This window comes from Wolbachia endosymbiont of Nilaparvata lugens (assembly GCF_007115045.1).
GTDB lineage: Bacteria > Pseudomonadota > Alphaproteobacteria > Rickettsiales > Anaplasmataceae > Wolbachia.
On sequence record NZ_MUIY01000001.1, the window covers coordinates 663,152 to 678,165 of the forward strand.

A 15,014-nucleotide genomic window follows, 5' to 3' on the forward strand; every position below is an offset into this window, starting at 1 on the left:
GTAACTACTCAGCAAAGAGATTGTACTGAAGAGGTATATAAGTGAAGATTGTCCAATACCCTAAAGCCTAATCTCTTATAAAGGTTTACAGAAGGTTTCATGCAATGTGCTACTATATATTTGCATTCAAATTGCCTAGCTATCTTTATTCTTTCTAGAACCATTTGAGTTCCTATTCCACGACCCCTGTAAATTGGCAAAACTCCATCGCTATAAAAACCAGCTATGTTGTCTTGAATATAAAGACCGCATGTTCCAACAATTTCGTTATTTAGCATTACAAGAAAAAATCTTAACCTTGAGCTCTTATCATCATAATTCGATAATTGGCGAAAAAATGTGCTAACAATACTAATTCTATGATAAAAAATTTTAGAAGTGTGTAAATCTAATTGCTCTAAGAGCTCACTACTATTTACAACATTGAACTTCAAATTTGGAACAGCATCATCAGGCAAAAAATAATCTTTTATATTTAGTAAAACTTTTTTTGGTGTGCTAACGTGTTTTATTTCGCATTTTTCTAAAATACCCCCTATTTTTATACGTGGACTTATTATCCATGTTGCTTCTATATTTCGTGCTTTGAGATAATCTAGAGTTCTGCATATGGAAAGCTCAGTACATTGATCTTCACAAAACACAAAATTAAATAACGATTCTCTGGTACCATTTACTGTAAATATAACATTATCAAATTCGTCATGTATTTCCCACTTGGACAAATTCGTTGCATAAAGTATATAATCCTTTAGGTTCTGAATAATTAAGCTTGAATAACAAATTTTTTTATTCTGCATAAACCAACAATAAACAATAAAAGGCTCCTATAAAAACAAAGGCTAAAATTGCAGCTACAACATCATCTAGCATAATACCTAAAGGACCTTTTGTATTTTTATCAATCAAATTTATAGGCCACACTTTTATTATATCAAAAAACCTAAAGGAGAAAAAGCACACCAACAATACAGAGCTATTCATTTCTTGTTCTAATAATATTGAAACTAGAAGTACTGTCAGCAATTGACCAACTACTTCATCAATTACTACCTCTTTTGGATCATGCGGAGCTTTGTAATGTTGTATATAATTGCCTGTAGACCATAATCCAATTAAGAATAAAAAAAAAATAATTGCTGTACCTAAAATTCTGTCATTGAGTAATATAGGAACAATTGGGTAAGCAGCCAAGCTGCCTATAGTACCTGGCATGTTTTTTACCGTGCCAGATAGCCACCATGTTGATATTAATTTATATAAAAATTTCACAATATACCGAAATATAAAACTAATTTACAAGAACAGAAATAGTATCTTCTACAGAAGTATTTTCATATAGCAATCTATAGATCGCTTCACATATGGGCATTTTTATCTTTAGCTTTTCTGCTAAATCAAATGCAGACTTAGCAGTGTTAAAACCTTCAATTACCGACTTACCTTCTGATAAAATCTGCTGAGCACTAGAACCATTACTATTAGCTACTTTAGATCCAAAAGATAGATTTCTTGAATTTAATGATGTGCATGTCACAACCAAATCGCCTAAGCATGCTGGTCCAAGTAGTGTATTTATATCTACATTGCCGTCACCAACTTTTGCTGAGTATAAAGCCTTAATTTCACTCATACTTTTCGTAATTAATGCTGCATGAGCATTAAACCCAAACCTACCTAGAACAACCCCACATGCTATAGCAAAAACATTCTTTAGCGCTGCACAAACCTGTATTCCTATAACATCGCTACTAAGGTACAATTTAATATTTTCTTGCTGTAGCTCTGATACTAATTTTGAACCTAATACTTCATTTTGACATGCAAGAACCATCGAATATGGTAATTTTCTTGCAACTTCTATAGCAAAGCTAGGACCAGAAAAAACAGCAAGAGGATTATTAGGTAAAACTTCATTGACTACTTCACTAGGTAATTTTAATGTAGATTTTTCTATTCCCTTACAAGCCAAAATTATTGCTACATTTTTTTTTAGGTTACAATCATTCAATTGATGACATATCTCCCTTAGAGACTGAGTGGGAACAGCTAGAATTATTACTGAAGCATTAACTGCATCTTCAATAGCTAATTTTACTGATACATTATCAGAAATTGGACAATCAGGTAGCTTGTCACTTTCTCTTTTCTCTTTAATTGATTCAAACATGGCCTTATTGCGAGTCCACAAAATTACATTTTTCTTACTACTTAATGAAATCGCAATTGCTGTACCCCATGCGCCAGCACCTAAAACTGATATTACCACTCAATATTCCTGAAAGTATTACTTATAATTTAAAACTGTAGAATAAGTAAATTAAAAATATAACATAAAAGTATAAAATAGTTTAAATATCTATTAACCTAAGTATTCTTTTAATAAAATAGCTTCTATTCAATATTTACTAAAAATAGTATTATTATAGTATATCTATTATATTTTAGATCTATTTGTATAATTTTGGAACGATACATTAACTATTAATTAATAAGTGTAATTTCTATTATTCATTAATAAAAATTTGATTTGTTACTTTCCTTGGTTATATATATTACTAAAATTATAAATTATTTATGGGGTGTAAAATATGCGTATATTATTAATTGAAGATGATCAAGTAAGTGCAAAGACTGTAGTTAATGCCTTAAATTCTGATGGACATTTTTGCGACGTTGTTACTTCTGCACAAGATTATAACAATAATATGGTTTCCTCGGGTGGAGACTATTACGATCTAGTTATTCTAGATATACATCTGCCTGGTGATATTGATGGATATGATATACTGTTAAGATTAAGAAGTGCAAAAATCAAAGTTCCTGTTTTAATACTTTCGTGTATCTCCGCTGCCAACCATAAAGCTAAAGGACTTGGGTATGGTGCCGATGATTACTTAACCAAGCCATTTCATAAGAGCGAATTATTAGCTCGAATTAAGGCCATAGTCCGACGTACTAAAGGTCATCCCGAATCAGTGATAAAGATTGGTAATATGAATATCAATTTTGATCACAGGATTGTTGAGGTAAAAGGCAAAACAGTTCACCTTACTAACAAAGAGTATTCCATGATAGAATTGCTGGCATTGCGTAAAGGAGCAGTGTTGACAAAAGAAATGTTTTTAAACCATCTTTACAATGGCTTGGACGAACCTTCAGATAACAAAATAGTTGATGTTTTTATGTGTAAATTACGTAAAAAACTTGAAAGTGCAAATGATGGAATAAGCCACATAGAAACTGTTTGGGGTAGAGGATATGTTCTAAAAGAGTATGTTGACGATGAAGAATACTCTAGTGCTAATATAAGCGAAAGCAGTAGTGACTATCAAGCAGAACAAGTGAAGGACAGCGCATGAAATGCTTTATTTACTTGTTGATTGAAGAAGCGAAAAGGTAGATTTAGTAAGATAAAAACTAATCCTAAAAGTGAGGTAACATGGTCAGTCTTTTAGAACTTTACAAAGATTTGCAACAAAAGATAGAAAAGTTGGAAGCGGAGCTAAAAAGTTATAGGTAAGAAAGTAAGGTTTTAGAGATAGAGAATGACGAGTTAAAGGAAAAGCTCGGTTAAAATTCAAGCTTTGTTAAGTTCAAAAGGAAATACAAAAAGAGATAAGCCAAGAAGTAAAAGGGATATAGGTGGTCAAATTGAGCGTACAGGGTATGTGAAATGTTTGATACATTGGGAGTGTTAAATAAACCATACGCGTCAAGTTAAGGAACTGTGGTAATAAACTTAGTGTAAGGAAGAGAAAAAAAAGATATAAGTTCTCTTAAATCTAACAAAGAAAACGGAGAACTTATACAATGAAAAGAATAGTTTGCATTTCAAAAAAGCTCAAAGAATTTTTTAATGAAAAAGCAGATAAAATCTCAGCTACAACAGGGTTCATAAAAGCCATCGTTTTGGGTAATATAGGGGTTGATAATTGTAGTATAGAGACAGTGTGTCAATTATTGAATGAAGACTCGATAAATATAACAAAACAAGGTCTGGACTTTAGATTTACCAAGGAAGCAGTGGAATTTATGAAAAGAATGTATAATGAATCTTTAACGTTACTTAAAAATACCTTACAAGTTGATTGCAGAATCTTGAAGCACTTTGGAGGTGTTAAATTATTAGACAGCAGCTACATTAGCTTACCTAACAGTATGAAAGACATGTATAAAGGATATGGCACAAGCTACAGTGGTTATGAAAGCAATACTAAGTCTGGAATAAAGTTACAATTAGTTTTTTACTACCTAAACCAGACATTAGACCAGCTTAATATAACTGAAGGAATAAGGTCAGATCAGGGTTATAGAAGCCATTTAAGCAATATATCGAACAACGATTTACTAATATCTGATTTGGGTTATTTTGTGCCAAGTTCTTTTAAACAAATCAATGAAATAGGAGCTTATTTCATAAGTCGTTATAAATCCGATACTAACATATATGATATAGAGACAGGTCAAAAAATAGATTTACTAGAACATTTGGGAGATCGATCTTTTCTAGAACAGGAGGTATTGTTAGGAAAAGAGACAAGGGTTAAAGTAAGAATTATATTTAAAAAACTAACTGAAGAACAAGCTATGGCTAGAAGAAGAAAGGCTAATAGGTTAGCAAGATCACATGGATACACATCTTCTCAAAGGAACCAAAAGTTACTAAATTGGTCGATATTTATAACTAATGTTCCAAAAAGTAAGATTAATGCTGAGCAAATACTAGTAGTTTACCGAATAAGATGGCAAATTGAATTATTGTTCAAATTATATAAGAGTAATATAAGGCTTGATAAGCTGAGAGGAAAGCCATACAGAGTATTATGTGAGCTATATGCCAAATTGTGTGCAATTCTTATATTTCATGGAATAGTTGGTTGCACAGAACTGAAAAAAAATACGGAGCTTAGCTTAACAAAGGCATTTATTGAGCTAAAAAGACGGATTAGAGAGTTATTTTTAGCACTAAATAATAAAATTAAAGGCTTAAATATTTTTCTCAAAAAGCTTACCATAACTTGGTCGCAGTTTTCATTAAAAGACAAGTACAGAAAAACTAGGGTATCCACCTTAACTTCTCTAAATTTGATCACAATCTCTTAACTTGACGCGTATGGTTAAATAAACTGTGTCAAGCGGCATTTTTAGTTCAACTCAATTTTCAGTCTGTTGGGAAAGAAAATGTCAAGCTGAGACATAGTTAATGCCCAATTAGGCAAAGCTGTAGTCCACTTTTGCTCCACCTTTTTTATAGCACAATATACCTGTTTGTACAAGGCATTTGTATTAGTAAATGAGCCCTTAGTTTTAGTAAATTTCCTAATTTGTCTATGCACTCCCTACATTTACATAGTATGGCTGACATTCATTCATTGCCTAGGTGAAATATAAGCCGAGTTCTGTTTATGTAGCTATTTATCTGGAGTAAATGTTACCATTTACTTCGTGCGATTTACCCGAGTAGATATGAGAAAAACATAAAATCTACTTCTATTTAATCTTGCTCCTAGTGTTGGTTACTTGACTACCAATGTTGCCATTGTTATGGTGTGCTCTTACCACACCTTTTCACCCTTGCCTAATAATATTTAGGCGGTAATTTTCTGTAGCCCTATAACTGGAGTTACCTCCGGCGGGCGTTACCCGTCACTACCTTTTCTTGGAGCTCGGACTTTCCTCTGCTGTGTTTATCACACAACAGCAGCTACTTATTGCACCTAGGAATTATACTTTAACATTAAAATCACAAAAGCAAAAGAAATTTTCCTAACAGTCTACATACTGAAAACATTCAGACAAATAGCTAAAGGTGATATTCCGGTACATCATCGCTATCCCAAGATAAGCTTTTTTCACTTTTAGATTCTAGCTCAGTCAGTCAAGACCCTGGTCCACCGCTTGAAGACGATGAGCTACTTCTTGACCGACTACTACTCTCCATCGATATACTGTTTAGCACTGTTTCAGATTGATCCATAGTTCGCATAGAGATATGTCTCATTCTGTTATTAGCGATAAAAATTTCCTCATCGCTATTGCCACTTGAAGATGATCGCCTTCTATCATTGAAATTAGTTAGTTCTAACACAGGAGCAGCATTACGACCCTTAACATATTTGTATGCTATGAATCCTATAATTCCAGCAATACTTATTATCGCTCCAACCAAAGACCCACCTATCATTCCTGCCCTATTAGACTCTATAGCAAGCTGAGTGGGCTGTGGTGAAGGAGTAGTTTGAGGAAGTAAAGTTGTAGTGAACAGAGGAATTGTTACCTTTGTTCCAGTACTTGATATAGTGGACACTGTTTGTATAGTTTTCTCTGAGTTTGTTGTTGGCGCATTAGTTGGCATTGTAGTAATCATAGTTGCTTGTGAAGTCGCAATAGTTTCAACTACTGTTGTTGGTTCTGATGACGTACTCATCTTAGTTGTTAATTCTGTTAAAGGCTTACTCATCGTAGTACTGCTTGCTGTAAAAGTTGACTCAACAGTCGCTGCTGTAGATTTTACAGTACTTGTCTCAGTTTCCGAAGGCACACTAGTTGTAGAAGTAGGTGCAGTGGTAGTTGATGCTACTGTTGTTGACTCCACTGTTACTGTACTTGCCTGAGTTGTTGACTCTGTTGAAGATTTACTCATTGTGGAAGTTGGTACAATGATAGTTGATGCTACTGTTGTTAATTTGGTAGTCTTTACAGTGTCGGTTTCTGTTGTGCTAGTAATTGCAGCAGTCGTCGTTTTCTTAGAAGTCACAACCGTCTCTGTAACAGTTATAGGAGCCACAGTACTGCTGGAAATAATACTAGGCATCAATTGGCCGTTAATGATATTAACAAAATCACTGAGAGCTTTGATACTGCTTGTCGGTATTATCATTGCTTCAGAAGATTTTCCAGAGCTCTCTCTATTAAAAGTTATAATACTCTCTCCACTGACCGAAGTGACGATAAAACCTCCTTGGCCATTGTCTTTAACGTACAATTGTTCTATAGGATCTTCACATTCACAAACAGTAAAATTTGATTTTGGTCCTTTCTTAGCAAGGCATTACTAAATGCAATTCTTGCGTATTAGAAGATTGTTTTTTTGCAAGAAAAGCAACCTGATCATCGCCTCCAGTTCTTCTTAGAACCTGTACGTGATCTCAAAAAAAGGATAGAATGAGAGGATAAAGTATATAAAGTAGGATATGCGAAATTTATATCCAAGTGATATAAGTCGAGAAAAGTTTGAGATTATTGTAGCAGATCTGGAGTCTTGCAGGAAGAGAACAAAGCCAAGAACACTTGATTTATATGATGTATTTTGTGGAGTATTATACGTCTTAAAAAGTGGCTGCCAGTGGAGAATGTTACCAAAAGAGTTTCCAAAATGGCGGAATTGTTACGACTATTTTAAGAAGTGGAGTGAAAAAGCAGATGCAAATAAAGAAAGTGTTCTGGAGCTGGTATAAAAAAAAATAGTTGGCGTGGTCCGACAAAACAATGGTCGGAAAGAAAAAACCAGCTTCTGCATAATTGATGCACAAAGCGTAAAAAATGCAGATACTGCTGAAGAAAAAGGCTATGATGCAGGCAAAAAGTTTCAGGAATAAAACGCCATATTGCGTTAGATACGCAAGGTTTACCCCACGCAATTTATATAACAACGGCAGAAATAACTGATCGTAGTAGCGCTGTGAGAATGGTTAAAAATGCTAAAGAAAACCTATCTGAAGTTAAAAATATACTAGTTGATGCTGGCTACACAGGAGAAAATTTTGCAACACAAATAAAAGCAACTATTGGCGCTACCGTTGAAGTAATAAAGCGAAACGAATTACACACCTTTGTCGTATTGCCGAAAAGATGGGTTGTTGAGAGATCTTTTGCTTGGTTGCAAAAATGTAGGCGATTGTGGAAAAATTGCGAGCGGAAACTCAACACTAGCCTGCAAATGGTCGTTCTTGCTTTCGCTGCTTTGCTTCTGAAAAGATTATGAACAGGCTCTTACATACTGTAAAAAGTTTATTTTTCCTGGATTAGAGTTAATAGATGACACTATATTTAATTGGCATCCTTTCTTACTAAGCAAACATTCATCTTTCTTTCCACTTTTTAGATCCTCAACCACTTTGGCTATATCGAACTTAAAAATATTTGTTCTTACTTCTTGATTTTTAGTAATCTTTTTCACCTGTCCATAAAGCATCGTATTTTCATCTAGTACTAATTGCCCTGGATTATCAAATTTGAATAATTTGCTTTCTATGATGCCGTTTGTTTCACGCAAAACGTTAAATTTTTCATTCGTGTCTGATTGTCAATACCAAGAAACTAAAGCTTGATCCTTTAAGTTATGAGCAATTACAACAACATTACCATTACCAACTTTTACTGCTTTTGGTTGAAAGTAACTATTGCCTTTATTTGCATCATTGTGGTTATTAATGTTTTTTTGTAATTTTACTTTTCCTGAATGCTCAACTGAGGGTGCATTAGTTGAATGTTGAATTTTATAAGTGTTAAACATTAAACTTTTTATGTATTTTTTTCCTTCTTCGTTAGTTTCTTCTTCAGGAAAGATAACTCCAACTTTGTCTACTTCAGCTGAATCTTCTATTAACGTGAGAGATAATTGATCTTTAAATTCATTTGCTACGCTGATATTTGTACCATATTCATATGTTTTTGATTGATATAATGAACTAATAAGTAATTTTACTTTACTGCTTCCATTGCCGTTATCTTGATAGCTGAGTCCATAAGTAACTCCATTTCCTTCAATCAACCCTACGTTTTTTGGATTAAAACCTATCGCTTCTTTAACTTTCAGTATAGTTGTATTAACTCTAAATAATCTACTTAATATAGACATAATTATATTTAAAATTTTAATAAAACGCTATTATGATTATTTCTATATGTAACGTCAATAAAATTTTAACTAAAATTAAGAAGTTAATACCTTTATAATCTGCAAAGCGAAATATGGAAAATGAGTAGCAGTAAAGAATTCACAAATTGAGTGCACCCACTCTACAGATATAATATTGTAGAGCTCAAAAAACCAACAATTGCAATTGTTAACTCTTCAAGTATAATTTGTTGAGATTTACACGAACTTTATTAGATGAAAGAGAAAGAAGAACAGTTTAGTTTTACATCAGACAACCTCAGAAAAGCGAAAAAGTCTATAGAGATGTATCCTAAAGGTAGAGAAGGTAGTGCCGTCATGCCTTTACTATACCTGGTTCAAGAACAATGCAGATGGGTTCCTGAATCTGCTATGCGTTACGTTGCTGACATGCTTCATATTCCACATATTCGTGTATATGAAGTGGCAAATTTTTACACCATGTATAATTTAAAACCAGTAGGTAAATATCTCATACAAATTTGTAGAACAACTCCTTGCTGGTTGTGCAATAGTGAAGAAGTGTTAAATACCTTTAAAAAGAAACTAGGAATCAATATCGGTGAAACTACTAAAGATAATCTATTTACTTTAAAGGAAGTTGAATGTCTTGGTGCATGCGTTAATGCCCCTGTGGTGCAGATCAATAATGACTTTTATGAAAATCTCACTCCTGAAAAAGTGGAAAATATCATAGCAGAACTTTCAAGTAAATAGATGAAAGAGAAATTTGCATTTCAGATAGCTAAACAATCAGGTTCTGCAAGAGTTGGTACAATTAAAACTCCAAATGGAAGTATAGAAACACCAGCATTTATATTTTGTGCAACCAAAGCTGCTATTAAAGCTGCAGATATCGAAAGAATCAGAGAAGCCGGTACTCAGATAATACTTTCTAACACCTATCATCTAATGCTCCAACCAGGGGAAGATACCGTAGCAAAACTTGGTGGCTTGCACAAGATGATGGGATGGAATGGACCAATGCTAACTGATTCTGGTGGATATCAGATATTTAGTTTAGGACACGGGTCAGTTTCAGAAGAAATAAAGGGAATAAGACAGAAACAAAAAACTCTGATCAAAATTAATGAAGATGGGGCAATTTTTCGTTCTTACATAAATGGTAAAACTTATTGTCTAACTCCTGAAAAGTCTATACAAATTCAACAAAAATTAGGTGCAGATTTAATCCTAGTTTTAGATGAATGTACTCCATTCCATGTCAGTAAAGAATACACAAGAAAATCAATGCTCATGAGCCATAGATGGGCTGAACGTTCTTTAAATGAGTTTGAAAAAAATAATGATGGCAAACAGGCGCTGTATGGAATTAGCCAAGGCGGAGTGTATCAAGATTTACGTAGAGAAAGTTGTGACTTTATTAATGATTTACCATTTTTTGGTCAAGCAATAGGTGGATCGCTTGGTCAGAGTAAAGAGCAGATGTATGACGTAGTTTCCTTTACTATGGAACGTTTAAAAAAAGAGAGGCCTACTCATTTGCTTGGTATTGGTGGAATTGTAGACATTTTTCATGGAGTAGAGCTTGGAGTTGATACATTTGATTGCGTGCATCCAACTCGCCTCGCAAGACATGGTGGCGCACTTGTTAAAGTAAAAAACAGAGATTCTATTTCTTCAAAGTGTAAAGAGCATATTAATTTGCGAAATCAACGATTCGAACTAGATGATAACCCAATTGAAAATGACTGTTTGTGCTTTACCTGCAGGAAACATTCAAGAGCTTATATACACCATTTACTAAAAGCGAAGGAATTGCTGGCTTACACACTTGTTACCATTCACAATGTTTTCTTCATGAATGAGTTGATGGAATCAATAAGACAAGCGATATTGAATGATAGGTTAGATCAGGAAAAAAATAATTGGATTAGTGAAATACCGCTGCGTTGTGAATTATATACCTAGTTCATATTTTGCACATGTGCGTTGCATTTTTTAATCTTCTTTAAAAACTTGACAGTACCGTATATATACGGGTATACTAGAAATATAATTTTGTGAGGCATTTATGGTTAAAAATAAAGAAAAACATCAAATAGCGTTTTGCGTTTCAGCCTTTACACTCTTAGCTGGTTTATCATTAGTCGCAACTGGAATTGCAGTGGGTACTGTACCTGCTATAGCTTCTTGTTTAGTGATAGGAGGAATTTTAACTGCCTTGTCTATTGTGCAATCAGTAGAAAGCTATTTATTTTTACAAAACAGCGAAAAAACTTTCAATAAAATGATTAGTGGTATACGCGATGAACCAGAAAGCAAACTTTTTATAGAAAGGATTTTGCAACCATTCATTGAACTTTTTAGTGAGCATAAGCAACATAACTAAAGTACACTAAGCATAGAAACCACTTTATCGTAACTTGGCAATGACTTAATTTCTCCAATCGCAGCTAAAGTAATTTTTTCATGCTGAGATAGCAATTCTTCTGCTGCCCTTTTTATATCAGCAATATTAACCATGCTAGTTTTTTCTATTAATTCGTTTTTACTGATGTATTTATTATAGTTGCCGTAATAGTGTCCTAATGTTTCAGCGCGTGAGCTAACACTTTCGCGTGACATTAAAATTTGGGATTTTACTCGCTCTTTTACTCTATTTACTTCTTCTTCCTTCAGATTGTCTGTGGACAATTTCTTTAGCTCTGTCGTTATGGATTTTAAAAGCTTATCTAGATTACTACTATCTGTACCGGCAAAAATGGAGAGCATTCCTGTATCAGCATAGCTGGAGTTGAATGAGTAAATAGAGTAAGCAAGACCCTGCTTTTCTCTTACTTCCTGAAATAGGCGTGATGACATTCCGCTTCCCAGTATGGAATCAAGAACTTTAAATGTGTGATATCTATTATCATCACGAGAAACACTAGGTAGCCCAATTAACAAGTGCACCTGATCTAATTTACGATGCTCTAGATATTCGCCACCGATATAACTTGCATTCTGGCTTTTTTTCAGCTCTCTTGAATGAATATTTGAGAGAAAGTCTTTGATTAATTGAACAACTTCCTCATGTTCAACATTTCCTGCAACAGCAAATATAATGTTCTCACCAAAGTAATGCTCATTTATGTAGTTATCTAGATCCGCTCTAGTAAAAGATTTGACAGTATCTTGCGTGCCCAAGATTGATCTACCAAATGGTTGATCTTTATAAGCTACTTCAAAATATTTATCGAAAATGATATCACTAGGTGAATCATTGGTTTGAAAAATCTCTTGTATTACAACACCTTTTTCACGCTCCAATTCATCTTCTGGAAATATAGAATTCATCAATATATCTATTAATATATCAATGCCAGTTTCAATATCTCTTTTAAGAACTTTTGCATAGTAACTGGTGCTTTCCCTACCGGTGCAGGCATTGAAAGCTCCACCTATGTCGTCAAAAGCTTTTGCAATTTCAAAAGCAGTTCTTGTCTTTGTTCCTTTGAAAGCCATGTGCTCTAGGAAATGAGATATTCCATTTTGACTTGCACTTTCAGCTCTACTGCCAACACCAACTCGTATATTTAAAGCTACGGAATCAACTTCATGCACTCTCCCAGTTATTATGCGCAGACCATTATCTAGTTTTGTTACTTGTGGTATATTCATCTTATATATTCTTCTTTAAATTCTCTTCTACAAAATCCCAATTGATCAAATGATCAAGAAAAACTTTTATGTAGTCAATTCTGCGATTTTGGCAATCCAAATAGTATGCATGCTCCCATACATCCATAGTAAGTAGTGGCACCTGGCCATAAATTAGCGGTAGATCCGCATTTGGAGTTTTAGTGATTTTGAGTTTTCCTTTTTCAAGCACTAACCACACCCATCCACTACCAAATTGGCTTACTCCATAATTTGAAAATTCTTCACAAAATTTGTCAAAGCCACCAATATCATCTTGAATTTTTTTTGCTAGAAGACCATCATCTTTAGGTTTACCACCACCATTTTTTTTCATTGAATTCCAATAAAAAGTGTGATTCCAAACTTGTGCTACATTGTTAAAAATAGGAAGTGTATTATTATTTCCATGAACTTTCGTTACTAATTCCTCAATTTCCATATGTTGATAATCTGTGTTTTCAACCAGTTCGTTGAGTTTATTTAAATATCCCTTATGGTGCTTATCATAATGAAAATTCAATGTATTTGCAGATATGTAAGGTTCTAAAGCTGCTTTATCATATGGCAACTCAGGTAAAGTAAAACTCATGCTGACCTCTTTATTTCCGATGGTATGTTAATATGTGCTTTTGCGCAACACATAATTTGTAAGATGTTTATTGCAGTTATTCTAAAATGAACTATACTGACAAGGTAATTATTTTTTATTTTTAGAGGGGTAATATGTCAAGTTTATTCAAGAATTTTAGTAGATATGCTAAGTTCGGAGATATTCCTAGAAAAAGCGTTGAAGGTAACGAAGTTCCACAAAATAGTTTCTATAAGTCCGTTTATTATATTAATAGTGTTATTGAGCCAGTGAAAAATGTAGCTTTTGGTAGTTTGAGGTGTCATTCTCTGACTTATCTTACTACTTATACATTAGCTAATATAGCCCTACAACCTTTATATCTAGCATTGGCGTATCTATCATATTGGCCGGCAAAAGGGTTAGCGAAAGTAACAGATGGTTGTGATCTTAAGTACAGTACAAAATCGTTGATAGATTATTCATCCATGTTGTCAGGTAAGGCACATGTCCATAGTAGTGCATTAGCTCAGTTTGTTAACACAGTTTTGAGTTATGTTGTTAGTGCTGTTATTTGGGCTGCTGCGCTCGTTGTTACGCCACTCGTTTGGACTATTGATAAAGTAGCAAGTAAGTTTAGTGATGCAAACGCTGAAGGTGTTGGTAGTCCTTCTTTGTCAAAATAGATAGCCTACCAAGTGCACGTGAAACCATTGTATCTGTGTGGCAAAATAAAGTAGACGAGATAAAGACACCTATAGAAGCAAGAGGATGTCATGCAAGTAGCTGACACTGGCATCCGGTCTTTTTGTCATCAAAAACCTTTAATTTTTTAGTATTTATATGTTTAACATAAGAACCATACAAGACTACAAATGATGAATCAGCATTACCTTAAAGAGAGTACCCATATTTTCAGTTAACCTTAAAAATTCACTGGAGATCCTATTCTTCTGTTCATTACTTGCATTTTCCATTAAAGCTTGTGCTCTTTCCTTTATACCAAATAAATATAAAAATTCTCTTTGAGTTAAAGTCTCGCAGTCTACATGTTTTAATGAATCTTTTAGTGCTTGAAAGTTCACAAGTGCAGTGATGTCACTATTACCGACATTTTCAAGAAAATTATTATACTTATGCTGTCTTATTGATTGTAAAGTGCTCTTGTATGAAGGATATACATAACCATAATCTATAATCAGGGCAGCTCCCCCGTTATTGACTATCTTATTCTCAAGTTTCTTTAATATTTCGGTTCCGGCTAGGCATACTTCCACTACTGCACCATTGAAAAGTTTTCCTTTTCCAGTAATTGGCACTGAGCACTGAAGTAACAACGAAAGACTGCCATTATCCTGCTTTGTCACTCTGTTTTCATACCACTGTCCATCAAGATAAACGAACTGGTCAATCGGAAGGGCGTCAAATAACTCATTTGCAAAAAAAATAGTTGGCTGCTTTGGTAAATTATTGATGTCTTCGTGCCAGTTAATATCTAATCCCTTTAATTTTTCCTTTTGTATTTTCTGTAAAATAGGGCTTATCTCAATTAGATGAATGTCCATTGAGCTAAAAAAACAGCTATATTTTTTGGTGACTCTTATTACATCATGAATGAGTGTTCCTTTACCTGGTCCAAGTTCAACTAGAGAAAATTTTGATGGCTTTCCTAATTTTTCCCATGTATTCATTATCCACACTGCAATTGTTTCACCAAATAGCTGACTAATTTCAGGTGCAGTAATGAAGTCACCATCTTTGCCAAGTGGTAATTTATTCATGTAATAGCCATACTCTTTATGATATAGAGCAGCATTCATAAAATTACTGATGGATATTGATCCTTGGCTTTTATCAATTAATTCGTGTATATAAGTAAGCATATTATTAATAAATGTT

17 protein-coding genes, 1 other RNA gene and 2 pseudogenes are annotated in these 15,014 nt (G+C 33.8%); 9 read left to right on the top strand and 11 right to left on the bottom strand.

Going from position 1 to position 15,014, the window contains the following annotated elements; genetic code table 11:
- Window positions 1-8: 8 nt before the first annotated feature.
- The 3 genes from BWZ41_RS03430 to BWZ41_RS03440 are packed head-to-tail and all read right to left on the bottom strand — an operon-like array spanning window position 9 to window position 2,269.
- Entirely contained in the window at window positions 9-800 is a 792-nt protein-coding gene (locus BWZ41_RS03430) for a GNAT family N-acetyltransferase (RefSeq protein WP_143689398.1), read from the bottom strand.
- Window positions 790-1,272 carry a phosphatidylglycerophosphatase A family protein gene (locus tag BWZ41_RS03435; protein ID WP_143689399.1) on the bottom strand — a complete coding sequence of 161 codons (483 nt, stop codon included), beginning with the start codon at window positions 1,270-1,272 and terminating at the stop codon, window positions 790-792. The genes BWZ41_RS03430 and BWZ41_RS03435 overlap by 11 nt, the downstream gene beginning before the upstream one ends.
- 19 nt (window positions 1,273-1,291) lie before the next feature.
- Entirely contained in the window at window positions 1,292-2,269 is a 978-nt protein-coding gene (locus BWZ41_RS03440; RefSeq protein ID WP_006014776.1) for an NAD(P)H-dependent glycerol-3-phosphate dehydrogenase, read from the bottom strand.
- A 322-nt stretch (window positions 2,270-2,591) separates the two neighbouring features.
- Between BWZ41_RS03440 and BWZ41_RS03445 the strand changes: the two genes are divergently transcribed.
- Window positions 2,592-3,362 carry a response regulator transcription factor gene (locus tag BWZ41_RS03445; protein WP_143689400.1) on the top strand — a complete coding sequence of 257 codons (771 nt, stop codon included), beginning with the start codon at window positions 2,592-2,594 and terminating at the stop codon, window positions 3,360-3,362.
- A 451-nt stretch (window positions 3,363-3,813) separates the two neighbouring features.
- The gene (locus BWZ41_RS03450) at window positions 3,814-5,106 is read left to right on the top strand and encodes an IS4 family transposase (protein ID WP_143689401.1); all 1,293 of its coding nucleotides are present in this window, start codon (window positions 3,814-3,816) and stop codon (window positions 5,104-5,106) included.
- Window positions 5,107-5,147: 41 nt separating this feature from the next.
- Here BWZ41_RS03450 and BWZ41_RS03455 read toward each other — a convergent pair.
- From BWZ41_RS03455 to BWZ41_RS07900, 3 genes and pseudogenes are all read right to left on the bottom strand, one after another.
- A pseudogene (locus BWZ41_RS03455) lies at window positions 5,148-5,342 on the bottom strand (IS256 family transposase); the annotation flags it as partial.
- Between the two features lie 33 nt (window positions 5,343-5,375).
- An RNA gene (gene rnpB, locus BWZ41_RS03460) (RNase P RNA component class A) lies at window positions 5,376-5,724 on the bottom strand.
- Between the two features lie 157 nt (window positions 5,725-5,881).
- Window positions 5,882-6,310: a hypothetical protein gene (locus tag BWZ41_RS07900; RefSeq protein WP_241653888.1), complete on the bottom strand. Its 429-nt coding sequence runs from the start codon at window positions 6,308-6,310 to the stop codon at window positions 5,882-5,884.
- Here BWZ41_RS07900 and BWZ41_RS07905 point away from each other — a divergent pair.
- The 3 genes and pseudogenes from BWZ41_RS07905 to BWZ41_RS03470 all read left to right on the top strand — a co-directional run bounded on the left by BWZ41_RS07905 (window position 6,303) and on the right by BWZ41_RS03470 (window position 7,987).
- Entirely contained in the window at window positions 6,303-6,617 is a 315-nt protein-coding gene (locus BWZ41_RS07905) for a hypothetical protein (protein ID WP_241653889.1), read from the top strand. The genes BWZ41_RS07900 and BWZ41_RS07905 overlap by 8 nt on opposite strands.
- 30 nt (window positions 6,618-6,647) lie before the next feature.
- A complete protein-coding gene (locus BWZ41_RS07910) occupies window positions 6,648-7,061 on the top strand; it encodes a hypothetical protein (protein WP_241653890.1) in 414 nt (137 codons plus the stop codon).
- Between the two features lie 135 nt (window positions 7,062-7,196).
- Window positions 7,197-7,987, top strand: a pseudogene (locus tag BWZ41_RS03470) (IS5 family transposase).
- Here the strand turns inward: BWZ41_RS03470 and BWZ41_RS07915 are convergent.
- Together BWZ41_RS07915 and BWZ41_RS07920 are read right to left on the bottom strand one after the other, a co-directional pair.
- On the bottom strand, window positions 7,982-8,278 hold the full coding sequence (locus BWZ41_RS07915) for a hypothetical protein (RefSeq protein ID WP_143689402.1): 297 nt from the start codon (window positions 8,276-8,278) through the stop codon (window positions 7,982-7,984). The pseudogene BWZ41_RS03470 and the gene BWZ41_RS07915 sit on opposite strands and share 6 nt — an antisense overlap.
- A 30-nt stretch (window positions 8,279-8,308) precedes the next feature.
- On the bottom strand, window positions 8,309-8,863 hold the full coding sequence (locus BWZ41_RS07920) for a hypothetical protein (RefSeq protein WP_241653891.1): 555 nt from the start codon (window positions 8,861-8,863) through the stop codon (window positions 8,309-8,311).
- 255 nt (window positions 8,864-9,118) lie between these two features.
- Between BWZ41_RS07920 and nuoE the strand changes: the two genes are divergently transcribed.
- The 3 genes from nuoE to BWZ41_RS03495 all read left to right on the top strand — a co-directional run bounded on the left by nuoE (window position 9,119) and on the right by BWZ41_RS03495 (window position 11,255).
- Window positions 9,119-9,619, top strand: a complete 501-nt coding sequence (nuoE, locus tag BWZ41_RS03485; protein ID WP_143689403.1) for an NADH-quinone oxidoreductase subunit NuoE — start codon at window positions 9,119-9,121, stop codon at window positions 9,617-9,619.
- The gene (gene tgt, locus BWZ41_RS03490) at window positions 9,620-10,834 is read left to right on the top strand and encodes a tRNA guanosine(34) transglycosylase Tgt (protein WP_143689404.1); all 1,215 of its coding nucleotides are present in this window, start codon (window positions 9,620-9,622) and stop codon (window positions 10,832-10,834) included.
- Between the two features lie 103 nt (window positions 10,835-10,937).
- Window positions 10,938-11,255 (top strand): WD_0736 family protein, encoded by a 318-nt coding sequence (locus BWZ41_RS03495; protein ID WP_143689405.1) that lies wholly within the window; start codon window positions 10,938-10,940, stop codon window positions 11,253-11,255.
- Here the strand turns inward: BWZ41_RS03495 and BWZ41_RS03500 are convergent.
- Both BWZ41_RS03500 and BWZ41_RS03505 read right to left on the bottom strand, forming a co-directional pair.
- Complete coding sequence (locus tag BWZ41_RS03500) at window positions 11,252-12,526, bottom strand: M16 family metallopeptidase (protein WP_143689406.1); 1,275 nt, start codon at window positions 12,524-12,526, stop codon at window positions 11,252-11,254. The genes BWZ41_RS03495 and BWZ41_RS03500 overlap by 4 nt on opposite strands.
- A gap of 1 nt (window position 12,527) precedes the next feature.
- Window positions 12,528-13,136, bottom strand: coding sequence for a superoxide dismutase (locus BWZ41_RS03505; RefSeq protein ID WP_143689407.1), 609 nt, complete (start codon window positions 13,134-13,136; stop codon window positions 12,528-12,530).
- A 134-nt stretch (window positions 13,137-13,270) separates the two neighbouring features.
- Here BWZ41_RS03505 and BWZ41_RS03510 point away from each other — a divergent pair, with 134 nt between their 5' ends.
- A complete protein-coding gene (locus tag BWZ41_RS03510) occupies window positions 13,271-13,801 on the top strand; it encodes a hypothetical protein (RefSeq protein ID WP_143689408.1) in 531 nt (176 codons plus the stop codon).
- A gap of 183 nt (window positions 13,802-13,984) precedes the next feature.
- On the opposite strand, the gene BWZ41_RS03515 is transcribed toward BWZ41_RS03510, so the two are convergent.
- Window positions 13,985-14,998: a class I SAM-dependent methyltransferase gene (locus BWZ41_RS03515; RefSeq protein ID WP_143689409.1), complete on the bottom strand. Its 1,014-nt coding sequence runs from the start codon at window positions 14,996-14,998 to the stop codon at window positions 13,985-13,987.
- Window positions 14,999-15,014: the final 16 nt, after the last annotated feature.

Bases quoted from the DNA above. Each gene is read 5' to 3' on its own strand.
- BWZ41_RS03505 (WP_143689407.1), bottom strand. From the start codon at position 13,136: ATGAGTTTTACTTTACCTGAGTTGCCATATGATAAAGCAGCTTTAGAA.
- BWZ41_RS03445 (WP_143689400.1), top strand. From the start codon at position 2,592: ATGCGTATATTATTAATTGAAGATGATCAAGTAAGTGCAAAGACTGTA.
- nuoE (WP_143689403.1), top strand. From the start codon at position 9,119: ATGAAAGAGAAAGAAGAACAGTTTAGTTTTACATCAGACAACCTCAGA.
- BWZ41_RS03500 (WP_143689406.1), bottom strand. From the start codon at position 12,526: ATGAATATACCACAAGTAACAAAACTAGATAATGGTCTGCGCATAATA.
- BWZ41_RS03430 (WP_143689398.1), bottom strand. From the start codon at position 800: ATGCAGAATAAAAAAATTTGTTATTCAAGCTTAATTATTCAGAACCTA.
- BWZ41_RS03450 (WP_143689401.1), top strand. From the start codon at position 3,814: ATGAAAAGAATAGTTTGCATTTCAAAAAAGCTCAAAGAATTTTTTAAT.
- tgt (WP_143689404.1), top strand. From the start codon at position 9,620: ATGAAAGAGAAATTTGCATTTCAGATAGCTAAACAATCAGGTTCTGCA.
- BWZ41_RS03495 (WP_143689405.1), top strand. From the start codon at position 10,938: ATGGTTAAAAATAAAGAAAAACATCAAATAGCGTTTTGCGTTTCAGCC.
- BWZ41_RS03515 (WP_143689409.1), bottom strand. From the start codon at position 14,998: ATGCTTACTTATATACACGAATTAATTGATAAAAGCCAAGGATCAATA.
- BWZ41_RS03510 (WP_143689408.1), top strand. From the start codon at position 13,271: ATGTCAAGTTTATTCAAGAATTTTAGTAGATATGCTAAGTTCGGAGAT.
- BWZ41_RS07920 (WP_241653891.1), bottom strand. From the start codon at position 8,863: ATGTCTATATTAAGTAGATTATTTAGAGTTAATACAACTATACTGAAA.